Annotated in this window: 19 protein-coding genes; 14 read left to right on the top strand and 5 right to left on the bottom strand. The window is 63.6% G+C overall.

Features of this window, described 5'->3' with window-relative positions:
- Positions 1-15 precede the first annotated feature (15 nt).
- The 4 genes from AC1HFH_RS02710 (at position 16) to AC1HFH_RS02725 (ending at position 1,751) form a co-directional block, all read left to right on the top strand.
- Positions 16-684 carry a phage tail tube protein gene (locus AC1HFH_RS02710; protein ID WP_480245846.1) on the top strand — a complete coding sequence of 223 codons (669 nt, stop codon included), beginning with the start codon at positions 16-18 and terminating at the stop codon, positions 682-684.
- Positions 685-708: 24 nt separating this feature from the next.
- Positions 709-852 (top strand): hypothetical protein, encoded by a 144-nt coding sequence (locus AC1HFH_RS02715; protein ID WP_480245847.1) that lies wholly within the window; start codon positions 709-711, stop codon positions 850-852.
- A gap of 99 nt (positions 853-951) precedes the next feature.
- Positions 952-1,302 carry a hypothetical protein gene (locus AC1HFH_RS02720; protein ID WP_480245848.1) on the top strand — a complete coding sequence of 117 codons (351 nt, stop codon included), beginning with the start codon at positions 952-954 and terminating at the stop codon, positions 1,300-1,302.
- Positions 1,218-1,751, top strand: coding sequence for a hypothetical protein (locus AC1HFH_RS02725; protein WP_480245849.1), 534 nt, complete (start codon positions 1,218-1,220; stop codon positions 1,749-1,751). The genes AC1HFH_RS02720 and AC1HFH_RS02725 overlap by 85 nt, the downstream gene beginning before the upstream one ends.
- An 11-nt stretch (positions 1,752-1,762) precedes the next feature.
- Here the strand turns inward: AC1HFH_RS02725 and AC1HFH_RS02730 are convergent, their stop codons facing one another.
- The 5 genes from AC1HFH_RS02730 to AC1HFH_RS02750 all read right to left on the bottom strand — a co-directional run bounded on the left by AC1HFH_RS02730 (position 1,763) and on the right by AC1HFH_RS02750 (position 7,122).
- The gene (locus AC1HFH_RS02730; RefSeq protein ID WP_480245850.1) at positions 1,763-2,074 is read right to left on the bottom strand and encodes a hypothetical protein; all 312 of its coding nucleotides are present in this window, start codon (positions 2,072-2,074) and stop codon (positions 1,763-1,765) included.
- A gap of 366 nt (positions 2,075-2,440) precedes the next feature.
- Positions 2,441-3,526, bottom strand: a complete 1,086-nt coding sequence (locus AC1HFH_RS02735; protein ID WP_480245851.1) for a hypothetical protein — start codon at positions 3,524-3,526, stop codon at positions 2,441-2,443.
- Positions 3,527-3,688: 162 nt separating this feature from the next.
- Positions 3,689-4,750, bottom strand: a complete 1,062-nt coding sequence (locus AC1HFH_RS02740) for a hypothetical protein (RefSeq protein ID WP_480245852.1) — start codon at positions 4,748-4,750, stop codon at positions 3,689-3,691.
- A 239-nt stretch (positions 4,751-4,989) separates the two neighbouring features.
- Positions 4,990-5,808: a hypothetical protein gene (locus tag AC1HFH_RS02745; RefSeq protein WP_480245853.1), complete on the bottom strand. Its 819-nt coding sequence runs from the start codon at positions 5,806-5,808 to the stop codon at positions 4,990-4,992.
- A gap of 276 nt (positions 5,809-6,084) precedes the next feature.
- A complete protein-coding gene (locus AC1HFH_RS02750; RefSeq protein ID WP_480245854.1) occupies positions 6,085-7,122 on the bottom strand; it encodes a hypothetical protein in 1,038 nt (345 codons plus the stop codon).
- A gap of 1,444 nt (positions 7,123-8,566) precedes the next feature.
- Between AC1HFH_RS02750 and AC1HFH_RS02755 the strand changes: the two genes are divergently transcribed.
- The 10 genes from AC1HFH_RS02755 to AC1HFH_RS02800 are packed head-to-tail and all read left to right on the top strand — an operon-like array spanning position 8,567 to position 18,220.
- The gene (locus tag AC1HFH_RS02755) at positions 8,567-9,868 is read left to right on the top strand and encodes a hypothetical protein (RefSeq protein WP_480245855.1); all 1,302 of its coding nucleotides are present in this window, start codon (positions 8,567-8,569) and stop codon (positions 9,866-9,868) included.
- Between the two features lie 30 nt (positions 9,869-9,898).
- Entirely contained in the window at positions 9,899-10,777 is an 879-nt protein-coding gene (locus AC1HFH_RS02760) for a phage tail protein (RefSeq protein ID WP_480245856.1), read from the top strand.
- The gene (locus AC1HFH_RS02765) at positions 10,774-12,441 is read left to right on the top strand and encodes a Gp37-like protein (RefSeq protein ID WP_480245857.1); all 1,668 of its coding nucleotides are present in this window, start codon (positions 10,774-10,776) and stop codon (positions 12,439-12,441) included. The genes AC1HFH_RS02760 and AC1HFH_RS02765 overlap by 4 nt, the downstream gene beginning before the upstream one ends.
- A gap of 23 nt (positions 12,442-12,464) precedes the next feature.
- On the top strand, positions 12,465-12,881 hold the full coding sequence (locus tag AC1HFH_RS02770; RefSeq protein WP_480245858.1) for a phage gene 29 protein family protein: 417 nt from the start codon (positions 12,465-12,467) through the stop codon (positions 12,879-12,881).
- Positions 12,878-14,425 (top strand): hypothetical protein, encoded by a 1,548-nt coding sequence (locus tag AC1HFH_RS02775; protein WP_480245859.1) that lies wholly within the window; start codon positions 12,878-12,880, stop codon positions 14,423-14,425. The genes AC1HFH_RS02770 and AC1HFH_RS02775 overlap by 4 nt, the downstream gene beginning before the upstream one ends.
- Positions 14,422-16,068 carry a hypothetical protein gene (locus AC1HFH_RS02780; RefSeq protein WP_480245860.1) on the top strand — a complete coding sequence of 549 codons (1,647 nt, stop codon included), beginning with the start codon at positions 14,422-14,424 and terminating at the stop codon, positions 16,066-16,068. Before AC1HFH_RS02775 ends, AC1HFH_RS02780 begins: the two co-directional genes overlap by 4 nt.
- Entirely contained in the window at positions 16,065-16,256 is a 192-nt protein-coding gene (locus AC1HFH_RS02785; RefSeq protein ID WP_480245861.1) for a hypothetical protein, read from the top strand. The genes AC1HFH_RS02780 and AC1HFH_RS02785 overlap by 4 nt, the downstream gene beginning before the upstream one ends.
- 2 nt (positions 16,257-16,258) lie before the next feature.
- Positions 16,259-16,588 (top strand): LtfC-like domain-containing protein, encoded by a 330-nt coding sequence (locus tag AC1HFH_RS02790; protein ID WP_480245862.1) that lies wholly within the window; start codon positions 16,259-16,261, stop codon positions 16,586-16,588.
- A 53-nt stretch (positions 16,589-16,641) separates the two neighbouring features.
- Positions 16,642-17,004 (top strand): phage tail fiber protein, encoded by a 363-nt coding sequence (locus AC1HFH_RS02795; protein WP_480245863.1) that lies wholly within the window; start codon positions 16,642-16,644, stop codon positions 17,002-17,004.
- A 16-nt stretch (positions 17,005-17,020) separates the two neighbouring features.
- On the top strand, positions 17,021-18,220 hold the full coding sequence (locus tag AC1HFH_RS02800; protein WP_480245864.1) for a hypothetical protein: 1,200 nt from the start codon (positions 17,021-17,023) through the stop codon (positions 18,218-18,220).
- Positions 18,221-18,722 lie beyond the last annotated feature (502 nt).

Consider the following 18,722-nt stretch of genomic DNA (forward strand, 5'->3'; position numbering starts at 1 on the left):
AGAAATGGAGAATCCATGCCTGCCACCGATCTGACCACACTGAAGGACGCGCAGCGCGAACTGCTGCTGAAGCCGCTGGACGCGGCGGTGTTCCTGGCACCCTGGTACACCCCCGTACCGGCCACCTTCACCGATGCCACCGGCGCGCTGCAGTCGCTGCCGGTCGAATACAAGTCGGTGGGCCTGATCGACAAGAAGACCGGCGTCTCGTTCGCCCGCAAGCAGACCAACGCCTCGATCGAGTCCTACGGTGAGCTGCAGGCCACCCGGGACGACATCACCAGCGATATCACCACGCTGGAGTTCGAGCCGCAGCAGACCAATGCGATGACCCTCGAACTGACCACCAGTGCCAATCTGGCCCAGGTGGAGGCGGCCGCCGATTCGGGTGAGGTGTTCTTCGCCCAGCCGACCTCGGAGCAGGTGACCTACTACTCGGCGATCGTGATCGGCAAGGACGGCAACGAGGCCGCCCCGATCTACGTGTTCAAGGTGATGCCGAAGGTCGCCGTCACCAAGTTCGCGGGTGAGCAGTGGACCCCCACCAAGGTGCTGTCGCAGAAGCTCACCCTGACCGCGTTCAAGGACGACACCGCCGGCTACGCCGTCGCGCACGGCTTCGGCGGTGTCGGCTGGAAGAACCTGCTGGACAAGACCGGTATCGCCGTCGCCGCGGCGGCCTGACCACCAGAGTAAGGAGACAACATCATGATCCCCACCCAGTTCCCGGTCACCATGACCGACGGCACCACCGAATACCAGGTGCACGATGCGAGCGGCTACGTCAACGCCGTGTACTCGCTGGGCCACCGTCCCACGCGCCCGACGCCTGCCGAGGGCAGCAGCAAGTAGCAGTCCGGGCCGGGGTCCGACCTGTTCGGCCGGACCCCGGTCATCCGGAAAACCGGATGCGGCACCGCATCCGCCACGACACCACCCGGAGCATCATCCATGGCAACTCAGCGAAAGACCCCGGCGGCCACCGCCACCGAGCCCCGTATCAGCGACGAGGGCCGGTTCTACGAGATCCAGCAGGAGCTGGCCGCCAAACGGCGCGGCCCGTACCGCCTGACCGCGGATATCGTCATCCAGCCGATGACCCGCCGCCAGGCCAAGGCCCTGCGCACCACCGAAGACGAGGAAGAGCAGCTGGCCGTCCTGCTCGGCGATCAGTTCGACGCGGTCGAGGAACTCTTCGACGACCGTCCGCTCGACGAGTGGATCGCGTTCCAGGAGGACCTCTACGCCCACTTCTTCGGCGCCGGCGCCACGGAGCTGCCGGGGGGATCCGAGGGCTCGTAGCGTTCTGGGACCGTTTCGGTGCCGCGCTCGACTACGACCTGCTCGAGCGGGGCATCGACGTCCGGGACTGCTTCGGGCCCGCCCAGCTGCGCACCCGTGACTGGCGGACCATCTGGCGGTTCAAGGACCGGCTCCCCCGTGGATCGCAGTACAAGACCGCCGTAGCCATGGATCGGGACCTCGCCGAGCAACTCCTGGCTCTCGAGGAACGTGACGAAACCTCCGACGGTGCGGCCACCCCCGAGGGCTACACCCTGGACACCTACCTGCTGCTGAGCCTCATCGACGCAGTACAGGGTGTCCAAGCCGCCGTGATCGCCGCAGCCGGGGCCGACCCGCCCGCCTTCGACCCGATGCCGCGGCCGGAAACGGCGCTGGACCTGGTCCGGGAGGAGCACCGGCGGCGGTCGATGGAACGCCTGATCGCCGAGTTCACCCACCCCGGATGAGCGGCGGGCTACTACTGAGTTCCGAACAGGCAGAACATCTCGACGGACGCCGCGGCTGATCCGGTCCCCCCGGTCTGGCAGGGCCGGTTCGGATCGTTGGTCTCCAGGTACAGCACGTAGTAGTAGTCCCCGGTGGCCTGGTTCGGCGAGGTGGCACTGCACCGGTACCCCAGCACTTCACCGTGCAGCTGCGCCTGCCCGGCGCTCTCACATGCGGCCCGGGTGGGAAAGGTCCCCCCGTCGAGCGTCGCCGCTCCAGCCGTACCGATGGCGAAACCGGTGGCGGCAGCGCCGGCAAGAGCAAGAGTGAGGATCCGCTTCACGATGAAATTCCCTTCGTTCCAACCTGATTCGAGTGCCAGGAGGTGATCCGGAACGTATCAACCAGCCTCGCGTGTAGCAACCGGTTGCACCGAACTCGTTGAGCGCCTCGAATCGAGTCCGGCACAACGGGTGACCAGCCTCTGCATATCGGCTGGGGCGAAGCCACCGCCCCGGCCCGACATGGGTGCTACTCGGCGCGTCGTGGCGCCAGCGATTTCATCGCCTCCGTCCGATCGGGGGCGTGTTCGACCAGTTCCCGGATCGCGGACGCAACCGCGTCGACATGGTCTGCATGGTTGCGAGATCGCCCCGAACCGAGATGGTCGAGTTCGCTTGCGAGTTCTAGGGGTAAAAGTAGCTGGCAATCAATGGGTCTTTGGGTGGATTGACTTCAGCGCTTCGGTCCGATCTGGGGAATACTGGATCAGGCTGTGGATTGCCGACTCCACCGCGGCTATATGCTCCGCAGGCGTTCCCATCGTGTTCGACGTGCTGGACTGAACTTCGTGTTGTCCGATGAGGTTCGAAACGTGTTCGGCAACGGTCTCCGCGCGAGTTGCGACGGAAGAGTGATTGAGAGTGTGGTCAAGCTGTTCTACGCTGCTACGAAGTTCCTCCAACGCCCGCAGCCGGCCCTGGAACCCGGACCAGGCAGTTGCGAGCATAGCCGTGGTGTTGTCCCATTCGCGAGTGGCCAATTCTGCGGATACTTCCCGGCCTCGAGGACGAGGCCCCAAGTGCTGTTCATTGATGTGAAACGCGAGCACATCACGTATGAACTCGTCTCGGGTTCGTTTCAGATTCAGCCGGCGGCGAGGTTCGGCCACATGCCGACTCGACCAGCAGTTGGATCCGGTGATCGAGGTATGGAGTTCGAAGATGCTTCCGGCCATTTCTGCGCACTTGCAGCATCCGGGTTGAAAATCCAGTCGTGCTGATTCCACGGCCCGGCCGAAGGTGAGACTTTCGGTTGCCGACCTGATAGCCCATACATCGTCTTGGTTCAGGGTAGTCGGACTTTTCAGTATCTTCCGGTCCTTGAAATATTGACGTGCAAACCAAATCATACCTCCGACGCTGCAGACAACCAGGGGGACGGCCAACAGTCCAAGAATCGCTGCCTGGTTGGACAGCTTCCCCGTGAAAAGCTCGATGAATGGGAGGACCAGCGTCCCCATGACCAGACCAAGAATTGGTGACGACCACAACGACACCTTGGTTGCGAACTTAAATGTATGCCAGGTCGGGGGCGGAAATTCGTCACCCATGCCAATTGTGGACAAACCGAGATCGGATCGCAGAGCAACTTTCTCTCGGATCCTATCCGACACCTTGTAGGGGTTGATAAACCGTGCTCGGACCTTGCCGCCCTTGCGTATTTCGAATTCCAACTCGGTAGTGTTGTATCGCACTTCTCGAGTATCTATCAAACGGTGCGTCAGGGCAACCATCGTGGGTTTTGTCTACTTATTAGTTTTACCCCTTTTTGCTGGGTGCAAGGGGCAACCAACCACACCCGCCAGCCCGGACAGCCGCCGAGAACCGCAATCCTAACCCGATCAGGACAGCACATCACCCGAAATATATATCGAGGCGCTACGATTCGAGTAGCCTTATGGCCGAGGACGGTGAGGCACAACGGATCGTATCGCCTCCAACCGACTTGGAGCGATTTCTACTAGTTCGGTGATTGCGGAGGTAACTGCGGACACGTGCCTGGCTTGCTGGGTAGGATTGGATTCAGATGCGGCGTGAATCTCCCGACGTCCGGCAAGGTACGCTGCTCGTCCGGAAACACCTTCAGCACGTACAATCGTGGCTGAATTGGCGACCATCCGGTCGAGCTCCGAAACAGCCCGGTACAACTCTTCGTAGCCGCTGGTCCATCTGGTGAGTTTCGACCAGGCGTCGGCCAGTACTTCGTTGGCGAGGTCCCATTCACGCTGGGCGAGTTCCGCGGCTGTTCCAACACCCTCGGGCCTGGGGCCTAGGTATTGCTGATCGGTGTGGAAGCCGAGGATGTCGCGAATGATCTCGCGAACCTGGTCTTTCAGGTGGAGACTCGATTGTTGATCGGCTAGATGGGGTCCCGTCCAGGATGTGGATCCGATTATCGATCGGTACAGCCCGAGTACGTTTCCGGCCAGTTCCTGACAGTGGCATCTACCAGGCTCGAACTCTGCAGGGTAGGAGTCGTTACCTTCTCCGAACTCCATTCGATCGGTAGCATTCTTGATGACGCCCATCTCGTGTTGGGTAATAGTCAAAGGGTTGTTTCGAATCCTATGTTCTCGGCGCAGGAACCAGAGGAGAAATATGAAAAACATAGACGCTCCCGTCAAAGTCGGTGCGCCGACGACGACGAGTAGTGGGTCGATGCCGCCGAAGCCTCTTGAAACCGCATTCTCGTCAATTCCCGCCAACAAGAAGCTTGCGATGGCAGTGAGGAAACTTACTGCGTAGGCCACCGCGGCAGCCTCCCGAACCGTCCTGCGGAATGGTTTTGGAACTTCGATATCGCCCTCCATCGAGTGGACTCCGCAAAGACTCCGCTCGGTGATTCTTTCCTGCAACTCGGGTGGGACGTTGTAGGCGTTGATGTAATGAGCAAATGGTTGGTCACCGAGATCATGAATCTTTAGGTCGGGAACACTCTTGCGCATGCCAGTAAGCATGCGCAAGAGTGTGGGTTCGTGCAAGCTCGTAGCATCTGTAGAAACCCGAGATGAAAATTCCCTTCGTTCCAACCTGATTCGAGTGCCAGGAGGTGATCCGGAACGTATCAACCAGCCTCGCGTGTAGCAACCGGTTCCACCGAACTCGTTGAGCGCCTCGAATCGAGTCCGGCACAACGGGTGACCAGCCTCTGCACATCGGCTTGGGGCGAGGCCACCGTCCCGGACCGACATGGGTGCTACTCCGGGCGCCGTGGCGCCAGCGATTTCATCGCCTCCGTCCGATCGGGGGCGTGTTCGACCAGTTCCCGGATCGCGGACGCAACCGCATCGACATGGTCTGCATGGTTGCGAGATCGCCCCGAACCGAGATGGTCGAGTTCGCTTGCGACAGCGAGTGGCATTGCGTGCCGCGCGATCTCCTCGGCACGGCTGGCAGTCGCCGCATTGCCCAGTTCCCGGTCCAGCGCGGTCACGGCGCGAGCGAGCGACTCGAGGCCGGCGACCCGGTCCCGAAGCCCCGCCCAGACACCGGCGAGGACGTCGACGGTGGAGTCCCACTCTCGTGCGGCCAGCTCGGCGGAGGTATCGGCTCCTCGGGGGCGGGGGCCGAGGTACTGTTCGCTGGAATGCAGGTCGACTACACCTCGGATTATGTCGAGACGCTCGCGCCTCGGATCGAACTCGGAGTGATGGTTGCGGATATATTCGCTGGACCAGGCATCGGTAGACAATATTCTCCCGCACAGTTGGTCAGCTCCAGCAACCAGATCGCCACATCGACAGTTCACTGGACTGAAATACAGTTCGCCCGCAGGGAGAGCGGTGCCCATTTTGAGTGTTTCAGTTGCGCTCATTATGGCGTGCTCATCGCCTCTGGTAAGGCGCAACAGGTCCCTACTGGCTCGACGGCGTTTCCGCAGGTCGAGAATAAGAAAAATCAATGTGACAGGAAGGGTTGTTGCCGCCGGGCCTGCGAAAATCAGGATGACCGACATATCGCGTTGTGTCGGACCGGGGGGGCTGGGAAAGAAGAGTAGCAACGGAATCAGGGCCATGGTCCATAGAACTGTATAGCCTGCAATGGTTCGCCTGTAGAAGTTCAAGAAGATCTTCGCAACCGAGTCAGGATACTTATCTAGGTTGTCGAGAGATGATCTGTCGGCCCACGAACGTGCAGTCACCTTCTCTCGCAGTGCTCGCGGAAGTGCGTATAGGTTTATATATTCGATTCTATTGGTTTCGATACGGTATCGGAAATTGTGTCCAATATCGGATGGGGTCGGCATTAATTTATCACCCGTACCTCGCTTGGTTTTTCTCGGTCTCGCAGTTTAGTTCTGGTCGGGTATGAAGGATTTCAAGGTCCCCAAGCGGTCGGGCGAGTGCGTTATCAATTCGTCGATCGCTGAACTGATCGACGCTATGTGTTCAGCGTGGCCGATGGTTGCGAATTCGGACTCCTGGTGGTGGATTTCATAGAACCCCGATTCTGCGGCAAGCCGCCTGCCCAGTTCTTCGGATCGCGCGGCTGCGGCAGAGTATGCAAGCTCCCTGTCCAGATTGTGGACAGATTCACTGAGTGACTCAACTGCAGCCAATCGTTTGCACAGTCGCTCCCAAATCTGTCCGAGCGCTGCTCTCGCTATGTCCCATTCACGTTGGGCAAGCCCTGCTGCGGTGGTGTTGCCGACAGGACGGGGTCCGAGGCGCTGTTCGTTGGAATGAAATTCGACGGTCCGCTGTATTATGTCGCACCATTCTTGATGTGCGTCGAACTCTTTGCGAATGTCGCCGAGGTATCGGCTGGCCCATGCGTCGCTACCTGCAAAGCTATTGAACAGGTGATCTCCCGTGGCAATCAGGTCCGCACATCTGCAGCGATCTACTGTCGACGACAAATCCTTTGACGCACTGATCCTGCCGAAATCGATAACTCGGTGTGCTGAGCGCACCGTCTCGATTTCTGATTCGGTGAACCTCAGCTTGTCTGATGTTATTCTAATCCGTTTCGCAAGTCTTGCGACTATGTACACGGTAGGAGCGATCAGGAGGATCAGTCCTATGCATGCTTGGCGCATAGTGTCCGCGCCACCGTAGTCAGGTCGAGGATCGGCAATATTGGATGCGAGAATTGTTCCCAGCAGGCCTGATGGAAATAGCCAGAGGGCGGTGAGAATACTTGCGGAAATCAGTATACTGGAAGTTTTCTCAGGACTGGGGTCGCGATTGTCAATACATGAGCGCCCCGCTTTTACCCGGGTGCGCACTTTGAAGCCAATGTCGCCGGTAAGTGCGGCAATGTCTATGTATATCACTCGTCCAGGATTTCGTTGTAGGACGAAGTCGGTCTGGAATTGTCGAGGGTTCACCAGCACATTATCGCCTAAGGGGTGGATCAGGGCAAGAGTAGGAGCTTCTCGGTGCGTCCTGCTCGTCACTGCATCCCACTAGGCGATTTCGATAGTGAGGATCTATCACATGAATATGGATCAGAATCAGAGTTCCCTGACGTTGTCCATGGATTCCCCTGCGTTGGCAACGATTGGGGTTTTGTCGCAAGCGTTGACAGCTCTGTCTGAGACCGGTTTTTGGGCAGAAACAGGGTTTCCAGTAGATTCGGAGAGATTTGGTCTCCTGTACGCCAAAGTGTCTGACATAAAGGACCTTGCCGGTGATATCAGATCAGCTGTTGAACGGGTCAATTCAGGAGGGGTCTATGCGCAGCAGTCACCGGCCGGCGGTGGATCTACGATGTCCGGTGGGAATCTGGAGACGGCACACGATGGATTCCTCGGTATTTCCGACGTGGGATTGGCTGTTGCCGATCTCCGAGACAATCTATCAAAATTCGACGAGCTGGACTATAGTAGTTTCGAAGGATTGGCCAACGCTGTTTTTCTTGCAGGAGGGGTCGCTTCCTCGGTAACTACCGCGTTGAAGGGCTTGGGAGATGTTGCATCGTTGGGAGGGCTGTTCCCCTTCGCCAACGGGGGCAGTGATGCAGGGGATCAGGGGCGGAGCTTGGAACGTTTGGCGCCGTTTCCATCTGGCAATGGAGTGGCTGCTCGTTCGTCGGTCGGCGATTTTGGTGCAGCTGATTCAAGTCGCCTGCACGGCGAGTCTGGTGAAACATCTGGGAGCAGTGGCCGGTCTGATGACTCTGTGCAGTCGCGACGGACTTCTTCGAATTCGAATCCCAGAAGACGGTGGAATGTTGCTCGGGTGAGGAGTGCAGCGGTTGGTGTCGTGTCAGGTGGAGCGCAGAGTGCGTTGTCAACGGTACAGTATGGAGCCGCTCGTACAAGAAACTTAGTGTCTGCTGTCGGTTCCAAATCGAAAAATATTCGTGGTGCGGCTATGGATAAGGCGGTCCAGGCGTCGGCCGTCTCAGGGTTCCTGTGGGACGGTGTAAGGACTAAATCCAACGAATCGCTTGAAAGAATCAAGGACAGGGTAAGGCGCGATAACTCAAACAACGTGGGCGACGAGTCTGGTAAGAAGCCTCCAGGTAGGCTCCGTCGAACGGCAGCTTCGGTCGCTGCGACCGGCGCTATCGCTGCAGGAATCCTGGGTTTGGGAGCAGGGGACAGTACGGCGCAGTCCACGACTGTCCCGATGCCTCCGACGGCTACGCAAGTTGTATCCGCAGGTGCAGTAGGTAAAGGCGTTGCACAGCGAAGTGCAGGTGCGGCAGCAGTTGCTGGCATGTCAACGCTGACCGGTGCCGGAGTGGGCCGTAGCCGGGCCCAGGGCGCCGGCGGCGTGCCTGCGACGGGATCGGCCAGTAGTGCGGGTGGCGGCACGGACAAGGCAATGGCCGATCGGCTGAAGGCGACGAAGGACTTCTCCAAGGCTGCTGCGGATGCCGAAAAGGCTCAAGATGCCCTGGACAAGACAGTGAAGAAGTCCGCGAGTTCGCAGAAGTCGGCAACGTCGGCTACCAAGAAGGCGACGATTGCAACCAAGGCATTCAACTTCGCCACCCGGATGAACCCGCTCGGCCTGGTGGTCACTGCCGTCGAGTTGCTGATCTCCAACTGGGGCAAGCTGGGCAAGGTCTTCAACAAGGTGAAGAAGAAGATGCTGGACCCGCTGGCGAAGTGGGTGTCCGGCATGTGGAACGAGAAGGTCATGCCGATCCTGCGGACCTCGAGCGAGAAGATCGGTGGCTTCTTCAAGTCCATGGGTAGCACCGTGAAGGGTGCCTGGGACGGGATTGTCGACAAGATCCGAGACGTGGTCGGGTTCATCGCCAATGTCTTGGACAAGGTTGCGAGCGTTGCGTCGTACATTCCAGGGGCGCCTGACCTCAGTGGCGTTGTCGGCAAGCTGCGGGACTTCGCGAACGGCGGGCAGAAGAAGGCCGACGGCGGCCTCCTCCGCGGCCCGGGCGGTCCCCGCGACGACCTCATCCCGGTGATGGCATCCAACGGCGAGTACATAGTCAACGCGGCCGCTACCGCCGAGAACCTGCCGCTCCTGGAAGCCATCAACAGCGGTCAGCTGTCCTGGATCGGGGGCACTGACCGGATCAGCGAGTACTCGTCCTGGTCGGACTGGGCCGGCAGCGATGTGAAGTCGGCTGCGATGCGTGCCTTCTTCGGCGGCAAGGGCGAGGCACCCGACCTGGAGCAGATCAAGGATCCGATCGAGAAGGCACGGCAGGAGGCGCTGGTCGGGGGCAAGACGGCGATCTCGGAAGCACTGGGTACCGGTGCGAGTGGCTTCCTCGGTGATGCTCTCGGCGTATTCGGCGTGGACCGTGTGCCCCCGCTGGTGCAGGCGGCCATGAAGGTGCACAACGCCATGATCGACCAGAGCGAGGCCGCGAAGGACACCTCGGCCGGTGCCGAGGCAGAGCTGGTCTCGGCGGCGGCGCAGTCGAACGATTCGCTGCTGGCGTCGGTGAGTCGCGACGCCGCCGGGCTGGCCGGCCTGGAGGGCCTGCAGCCGCTGCGGCTGCCTGCCCTGTCCGCGGCAGGTGGCCGTGGGAATTCCTCGGTGGATCAGTCGATGAACATCTCGCTGTCCACCCCGGATATCGACACCGCCTTCAACAAGGCGAAGACCTGGGAGGCGCAGCGGGCGCTGACCTATACGGCCCGCTGGAACTGAAACTCCCGCTCGAATTGAGGTGATGAGATCGTGGCCGAAGCCGCATTGATCGAAGTAGAAGGTGTCGACGGGTCCTTGTGGACGCTGTCCGGCGCCGGCCAGGGAGCGGAAGGCGTCGAGCTGGGGACCACCCCGGTCGGACTCTACGACGCTCCGGTGACCACGATCTGGAACTCGTCCGCGTTCCAGATCGGCGCCAGCTACGGCGGCGCCAACTGGCTCAAGCGCGATGTCGTGTTCGGGGTGAACATCTTCGAAACCGAATCGGCTACCTGGGAGTCGGTGGATTCCGCTTGGCGCAAGGCCTGGGCCTACGACCGGGACGCCAAGCTGACCGTGACGACCGAATACGGTTCGCGCAGCCTGCATCTGCGACTGGCCCAGCAGCCGGACTTCAAATCGGCCAAGGACCCGCATCTGAAGCGGTGGGGGCAGGTCACCATGACCTGCACGGCCGGCATCCCGTGGTGGGTGGAGGAGGACGTGACCGCATCGGCGGTCGCGGCCACAGACACCACCGGCGAAGGCGAATCGGAAACGATGTGGCTGCCGGTGTCGAATCCCACCGATCAGCCGCTGTGGCTGAAATGGGTGGTGAGCGCACCGGGCACCTGGACGCTGCCGGACTTCTCCTGGGCGGATGACGAGAACCGGGAGCGGGTGATCACCCTGCCGGTGCTGGCGGCGGGGCAGGACGCGACCGTCGATACCGATCCGATGGAGGAGATGATCGTCGCCGCCGACCGCAGTTCGCTGTGGGCGCGGATGAACGGCGTGATGTTCCTGCATCCGGTGCCGGCGTGGACGCCGGAGACGATGGTCCCGGTGACGGTGCGCGGCGCGGCGCCGGGCGCGGCGGTGCAGGTGCGCTGTCCGCGGAACTGGTCGCGGCCGTGGGGGCTGCAATGAGTGCCGACCTCGAATCCGTCTACCGGGATGCGGTGGCGGTGCGGCAGGCTCGTAAGGACAGGCGGATCGAGCCGCCGCTGGTCCGGTTGTGGGACGGTGACTGGAATCTGCGCGGCATCTGCCGCGCGGAGATCTCCGCCGACTTCACCTGGTTGCTCAACGAATCCGGTACCGGGCAGCTGGTACTCCCGGCAGACCATTATCTGGCCGAATGGGTGATGGACGCTTCGGCGCGCAGCACCCAGAACGTCCACATCACCGTCGACAAGGACGGGGCCCGGTGGAGCGGCCGGATGAAGACGGCGACGTTGCGCAAGTCCGAAACGGGGCTGCAGACGGTGGTGCTGCAGTTCATGCACGACTACGAAGAGCTGAAATGGATCCAGGCGTGGAGCAATCCGTTCCTGCCGGCGATCTTCCAGTTCCCGCGGGTGTTCATGCTGGCAGGTCCCTCGGTCTGGTGCCTGAAGCTGGCGCTGTTCCTGAACGTGCTGCGCAAGGAAGCCAGCCTGTGGGCGCTACCGGACGACCCCCTGGACCCCGAACAGTGGTTCGACCTGGACCAGTCGAACTGGTCGATGGTGGTGGCGCCGAGCGACTTCCTGTCAGACACCTCGATCTGGACGGTCATCTCCTCGCGCTGGAAGACATGGCACGAAATGGCCCAGGGCACCCTGGAAGACGCCCAGCTGATGGTCACCTGCCGGCGCTATCTGAATGGTGACCCGCCGCCCTGGCCGGGAGCCGAGCTGCGGCACGGTTGCCTGGTGTTCGACATCGTCGACAAGTCCGGGTATTTCACCGGCACCTCCGAGGGCGGCAATGCGCTGGACGGGCTGGTGCACACGGTTCAGCAGTTCGTCGGTGACTTCGAGGAGCAGGAACCGAACATCCTGCCCGACCCGAACGCCCCCGAGGAATATCACGAACCGGATTGGCTCGGCACTCGGCCGTCCAATCCGTGGGTCGTGTACCGCGAGGCGGAGCACACCGGCATCCAGACCTCGGAGTTCACCATCTCGCCGGCCACGGCCGTGCAGATCAACGCGGGCGGGCACAGCATGCCCGGCGTGAACGAGGTGATCTCCGCGGTCGTCCAGATGGTCGGCAACCTCACCTCCACAGTGACGCTCAGCATCCCCGGTATCGGCGGTGCCGGGGTGAGCCTGCCGCCACTGGGCGGACCGCTGGACGCCTTCCTCAAACCGCTGTACGAGGACACGGTGCTGGCCTGGATGTCGTTCAAATCGCCGCTGCGGCCGCCGAAGATGGGCTGGTCGCACTACTTCGAGTACTTCCAGTCCGGAGCCGACAAGGCGTACACGCTGTCCTCGCTGGTCGCGATCCGGGCCGGACTGTGGGCGACCCGCGGGTTCACCTCGCACAAGGTCACCGTCGCCGACGGCGCACCGTACCTGATCGGCGAGCACGGTCGCGGGCATTTCTTCCTCGGCGACCGGATCGGCGCCACCGTGGCGGGGCTGCCGAAGGGCCAGATCTTCGTCGAACAGGTGACCGAATTGAACATGTCCTGGTCCCGGGGCGTCACCCCGGCCTGGCATATCACCATCGGCACCGACAAGGCCCGGGAGGACCCGGTGGCCAAGGCGCTGCGCCACGTCCAATCCATCATGGGCGACCTGCAACAGCTGGGTGTCATGTGAACCACCCCTGAACGGAAGAGATCATGCCGCTTCCCCTGCAACACGAATGCAATCCGAACGACCCCGAAGAAGCCTTCCTGTGGGCCCTGGTCGGCCTGCCCGGCCCGCGCAACGGACCGCTCCTGGTCCCGCAGCAGGTACTCGGAAAATGGTCGAAACACCTGTGGGATCTGGGTTTCCGGCACCATCCGGAGGAGCAGACCCTCGAATACCATCCGGCCGACCCGGCCGGTGAGCACTGGCTCGCCCAGTCGGGCAACTGGGTGCCGGTGGGTACGCCGCGGCCGGTGCGGGAATCGGTGCCCACCATCCGGGACCTGCCGGTGGCCGCCCGCCGGGAACTCGTCCGGCAACTGCGGGAAGCCGGTGACCTGGCCGAACCGGCCCCGGACGGCACCGATGGGGCACAGGCGGGCAGCTACGAAGCCGGCACGCCATGACCAGCCCCGACCGGATCGTGCCGGAAGGCGCCTATTCCGGCGGCACCGGAATCCCGCAACCGACCGAGGATGCGGCCCGGTCGGCGATGGCCGCACCGGTCGTCCGCTCGTTCTCGAACGTCGCGATCAACTTCGGTGCGGTGATCGAGGCCGGAGTCAAGGACTTCCTGGCCGACCTGTGTGATGCGATCACTGGCGCGACCGGCGGATTCGTCGATCTGAGCGGTTGGGCGCGCACCCTGCGCGCCGACGCCGATCAGGCGCTGAACGATTCCGTCGCCGCCCAGCAGACCGCCTCCGGCGCACAGTCGGCGGCCGACAACCAGACGGTGGTCCTGGAGGCCACCAACTCCAAGGTGCAGGTGGTGATCGACGGGCTGCCGGTCAAACCGTACTGGGAGACGATGAACCTCACCGAGGAGTCGTCGTTCCCGCGCACCATGCTCGACCGCTCCGTGCGTGCTATCTCGGTATCGGGTTCGGTGGTCTCGGTGCAGTACGACCCGGCGTTCATCCCGCCGGCGAACACGCTGACCGGTGCGTTCATCCGGTGCCTGTACAGCGGTGGCCGCAAGGTGGTCAGCTACATTCCGGATCAGGTGTCCTCGCCCGGTGCGCTGCATCTGGTGGTCGGCCGGATGCTGCCCTCGGGCGATGTCCGGATCGAATGGGTTTCGCCGGACCAGACCCCGGCGATCACGAACAACCGGGCCGAACGCACCGTCGAACTGCCCACCGAACTGGTCTTCGAACAGGGCGAGACCGCCTTCGTCGGCGTGCACCAGCTCGGCTCCGGCAACCGCCGTCCGCTGCTCGGCATCGAAGCCGCGGACATCCCCCGGCCGCCGACCGTGTGGCCGCCACAGCTCAACGCCGCGTTCTCCGCATCCGCGCCGCTGGTGGCGGGAACGACACTCGCCGCCGGTGCACTGGACTTCGGCTCGCGGCGCGTCCCGTACGTCTCGTTCGGGAAGTCCTCGGTCACCGGCGAGCCGGTGCAGTTGCGCTTCTACGAAGACTTCGAATCGGGGATGCCGACCGCGATGGTGCGGTGCTCGACCCGCTACGCGACGGTATCCGGTGGTGTGTTCGTGGTCTCCGGGCTCGACGACGGCATCCGCCGGTACCTGTACGGGCAGACGCTGAACTACGACGACCAGCTCGTGTCCGGCCGGATCCGGGACCCGAGCAGCCAATACGCCCGGCTGCTGGTCCGCTCCAACGCGGCGAACACCGACTACGTGACGCTCTCGGTGAGCAACAGCGCCATCGGCCTCTACCGCTGGACCGGCGGAACGTCGGCGGAACTGGCCGCATTGAGCACCACGGTCGTCGACAACGACCGGTTCCGAATCCGCGCGGCGGGCAACGTGTTCTCCGCGGAGCGGCTGGTGGACGGCGAATGGGTGGTGGTGCTCAGCCACACCGATGTCGACGACGTCATCCCACGTGGCCCCGGCTACCGGTACACCGGGCTCGGTGTCACCCGCCAGTCCTGGACGAACAGCGGCGGCTGGGGCGACTGGAAGGCGGAAGACCTGTGACCAGCCCCGACCACCTGGTACCCGATGGCGCCTACAGTGCGGTGCCGCAGGGCAATTCGCTCGCCGGGCTGCCCGCGGTCACGCAGCGGCAGATCGAGGAGCGGGTGCGCGGACAGATGGTGCGCAGCTTCGCCGCGATCCCCGTCAATCTCGCCACGGCGGTCCGGGTCGGCCTGCACGAGTTCGCCGCCGACTTCTGCGAAGCGGTCACCGGATTCACCGGTGGCCTGGTGAATCTGCAGGGCTGGGCGCAAGTGCTGCGGGAGAAGGCCGCCGAGGCGCGGGCGTCGGCCGGCGATTCGCAGCGCGTGGCCGACCTCGCCGAACGGATGGTCACCGAGAGCGGCGACGGGCTGGCGGCGACGAACTCGCGGGTGCAAGTGGTGATCGACGGGCTGCCGACCCGGCCGTACTGGGCGGCGATGAACCTCGCCGAGGAATCCTCGATCCCGCGGGCCATGCTGGTCCGCAAGGCATGGGACGTCGTCTACGGAACCAAGGCCGGATACACCGCCTACACCTACACCTATATCGCCTACTACGACAGCAACGGCTTTCCGGTCTACTCGACGCAGACGTTCTCCGTCCGCTGGACCCCGGTGTACACCCCGCCCGCGAATACGCTGGCCGGCGCGTATATCCGGACCCGGTTCGACGGCGGCCGGCAACTCGTCACCTACATGGTCGACGCGGCGCCGGGCGACCCGTGTGCGCTGTACGTGGTGGTGGGCCGGGTCCTGGAATCCGGGGACATCCGGATCGAATGGGTGTCCGCCGACCAGACCCCGCTGATCACCAACTCGAGGTTCGAGCACTCCGTCGAGATGCCCGTCGACCTGGTCTTCGACACCGGCGAATCGGTGTTCATCGGTGTGCATCAGTGCGGTCCGGGTGCCGTGCGCCCACTCCTCGGCGTCCCCGCCACGGAGTTGCCGCGCCCCGTGACCGCGCAGCCCGCCCGGGCGGCAGCCACCTTCGCCGCGGCCACCCCACCGGCTGTGGGCGAAATGCTGGCCGAGACCGGTCTCGATTTCAGCTCAGGCGACATCCCGTACGTGGGCTTGAGTAAGAAGCTGCTCAGCGGCGACCCACCGAAACTGATCCGGTACGAGGGGTTCGACCGGGGCGTGATCCCCACCTCGTTCGCCCGGATGACGGCGTTGCCGGCGCGGGTCACCGGAGGCGTCTTCGTGGTGTCCGGCGGGACGGACGGCGTGCGCCGATACCTGTACGCGAAGTCGATGAACTACGACGACCACATGGTCACCGGCCGCGTCATCGACCCCACCGTGCGGCACGCCTGGCTGATGCTGCGGTCCGGCCCCGGCAACGACGAGTTCGTCTCGCTGAACGTGGTGCAGAACTCGATCGCGATCTACCGGTACGCCGGTGGCACCTGGACTCAGTTGTCCGCGGTCGAGACGACGGTGCACAGCGGTGATGTGGTGCGCATCAAAGCAATCGGAAATGTCTATCTCGCTCAGCGCCGGATCGCCGGTGACTGGGTGGACGTAGTCACCTATATCGATGCCGACGGCATCCTGCCCAGCGGTCCGGCACACCGATATGCGGGACTCGGAAACGAACGGGTTTCGTGGGTGAACGGCGGCGGCTGGGATTTCTGGAAAGTAGAGGATCTATGAGCAAGTCAGTCGCAATCGCAGGATTCGACATCGAACTGGAGGTGAACCAGGAAACCTTGTACGTATCCACCGTGTCCGAAGGGATGTCGCGGCGGCGCGGCAGCATCTACCTCGGCACGCTGGACCCGGTCCCGGAACCGGTCTTCGTCGAACCGGACCCGGTCGCACCCACCGCCGAGGTGAGCTGATCATGGCCGGAGCAAAGCAGCTGGGCCACGACCCCACGAACCTGACCCTGGTCCTTTCCAAGGGCGCCGATTTCGTGCACACGCTGGCACTTCCCGCAGGTTCGACCTTCCCGGCCGGCAGTACGGTCCGCATCGTCGTGGTCGACAGCGGCGACAACGAGATCGCGAACTGGCAGGCGGTGCTCACCGAGACCGAAGCCCGGTTCGTGGTCCAGGCCGAACTGGCCGACACCGTACCGGCCGGCGCCAAATACCGCCTGTACGTTTCCTATCCGACCACGCCGAGCACCGAATACCTCTGGTTCTTCGGTGCCGTCCGCCGCAAGCAGTAAACCGCCGCGGCACCTTTCATTTCATTTCGAATCTCCCCAGGAGGATTTCCATCATGGCTATTGCTGTGTCCGCAACCCGGCAGGCCCTCGCCGACGCCTACAAGAACATCGCCGGCTCGAATATCGCATTCGTCAGTGTCCACACCGCCGACCCCGGCACCACCGGCGCCAACGAGGCCTCCGGCGGCACCCCGGTCTACGAGCGGAAGCAGACCACCTGGACCTCCGGCACCGGCGGCGTCGTCACCGGTGCCCAGGTGACCATCGATCTGCCCGCCGACACCTACACGCACGTGGGGCTGTGGAAGACCGCGACCGGCGGCGAGAGCGACTTCATCGACAAGGTCGCCATCAGCTCCACCACCCTCGGTGCCCAGGGGCAGCTGCTCATCACCCCCACCTTCACCCAGTCCTGACGAAAGGGGACCCAGCATGGCCACGCAACGAACCCCGACGCGGGCCGTGCCGCCCTCGGAACCGGCATCGGCCGCGACCCGGCCGGTGCCGCCGGTCCACCAGGCCACCTTGCCGGCCCCCGGGTTCTCCCGCCTCGACGTCGACGTGCCGGTGATCGAGCCGTACTCGGTGGCCGCGTTCGGCGGCGGTGGCAGCGTCGCTGCCGTCGTGGACGCGGCGCGCGCCACCGGTGCGGCCGAAACGGCGGGGGAGGGCATGCTCCTCGCCTCGAAGTCCTGGCGGTCGGTAATGCATTCGCCCGGTTCGGGCACCGGCGCATCCGCCGCCGCGGTGGCGATCCGGTCCGGTGGTGCCGTGCTGACGGCCCCGTTCGCCGCCGTCGGCGGTGCTTCCGGTGCCGTAGACCTCGGCACGTCCGCCCCCGGCGGCGCGATCGGCACAGCCGACGTCGAATTCGAGGTGGTAGCCACGACGACCGCGCTGTTCCGCGGCACCGGCCGCTATTCCGGCCTGGCACCCGAGGATGCTCTCGGCAGCGCCGAAGGTACCGCGACCGCGGAGGTCGCCGCGATCGGCCCGGTGGCGCGGACCGCCGACTTTGCCGGAGCGGCGGTGTCCGGAGCCCGATCCGGGCAGTGGGTGCGGCCGTCTGCCGGCGGCACCCTGGCCGTGCGGGTGGGCAACCCTGCCCGTGTATCGGGTGAGGGGGCGATTTCGGTCGCACAAGAGCCCCGCGTGACTGCCGATGCCCCCGCAACCGGGACCGGCACGCTGGAGGTGGCCTATCGCACCGCGTTCAGCCCGTCTGGAATGTCCAAGGACGGTAGCTGGTCGGGCCTCTCGACTACCTGGAATACCGTCCCGGGTTGGACGGCGGACACAGTGGGTTTCCCCGGCACCACGCTTTCCGGTGACGGGTTGGTCGTCCAGTCGGGTACGGCTGCGGCCGACGTCTCCGCCGCGGCTGCATTCACGGCTGGCAGCATCTTCGGAGTCAATGTGACGCTGCGGTTGCTGGTGGATGGTGTGGTCGTGGCGACCGGGCCCGTTCAGGAAGTCCCCGGGAACGGGGCGGCGACCGCGACGGTGTCGACCACGCTCGATCTGAGTACCGGCGCCATCGTCACCCTGCAGGCGTTGAGCGATCAGTCGTTGTCCTCTTACAACCCGAGTATGGATGGTGGGGCGGGAACGTACGTGCGGGTTACTCGCTGACCTGGCGTGCGTGGTCCGGCGCAGGTGTGGTTCATGTGGAGTCACGCCTGTGCCGGCGGTGCCCGCACAGGAGGAACGCGGGCGTCCGCGCCGAATCGTTACCTACCGCCACGCTCGCCGAAATCGGCGTCTGGGCATGCAACGTCCCGACCCGACTTCGACTCTTCATCCAGAGCGCTGCTTCTCGTGCAGCGACTTGCCGGTCTCCGGCAGCATCTATCATCCGCAACTCGTCTAATCGAGCTTGAGGTCGTCGACGGGATGCACTCGGAGAGAGCGTATCCCGCAAGCGCTCGCTGGGGTCAGTAGGCCCCGGCCTTTCGAAGGCTTCATGCGGTCGGCCCCCGGAGAACTCTCGACACAGAATGCGGGTTGAGAGCCCACCGCATGCCCGCCCCTTTTCGGCCCGGTGGTTTGCGCGCCCTTGTCCCGCAGTTCGTCTGTGGTGGCAGACGCGGTGCTGCGTGACACCGGGCCCAGGGGCGTATCGGTCCCGCCCTCG

It is taken from the genome of Nocardia sp. KT25-26, assembly GCF_056627695.1.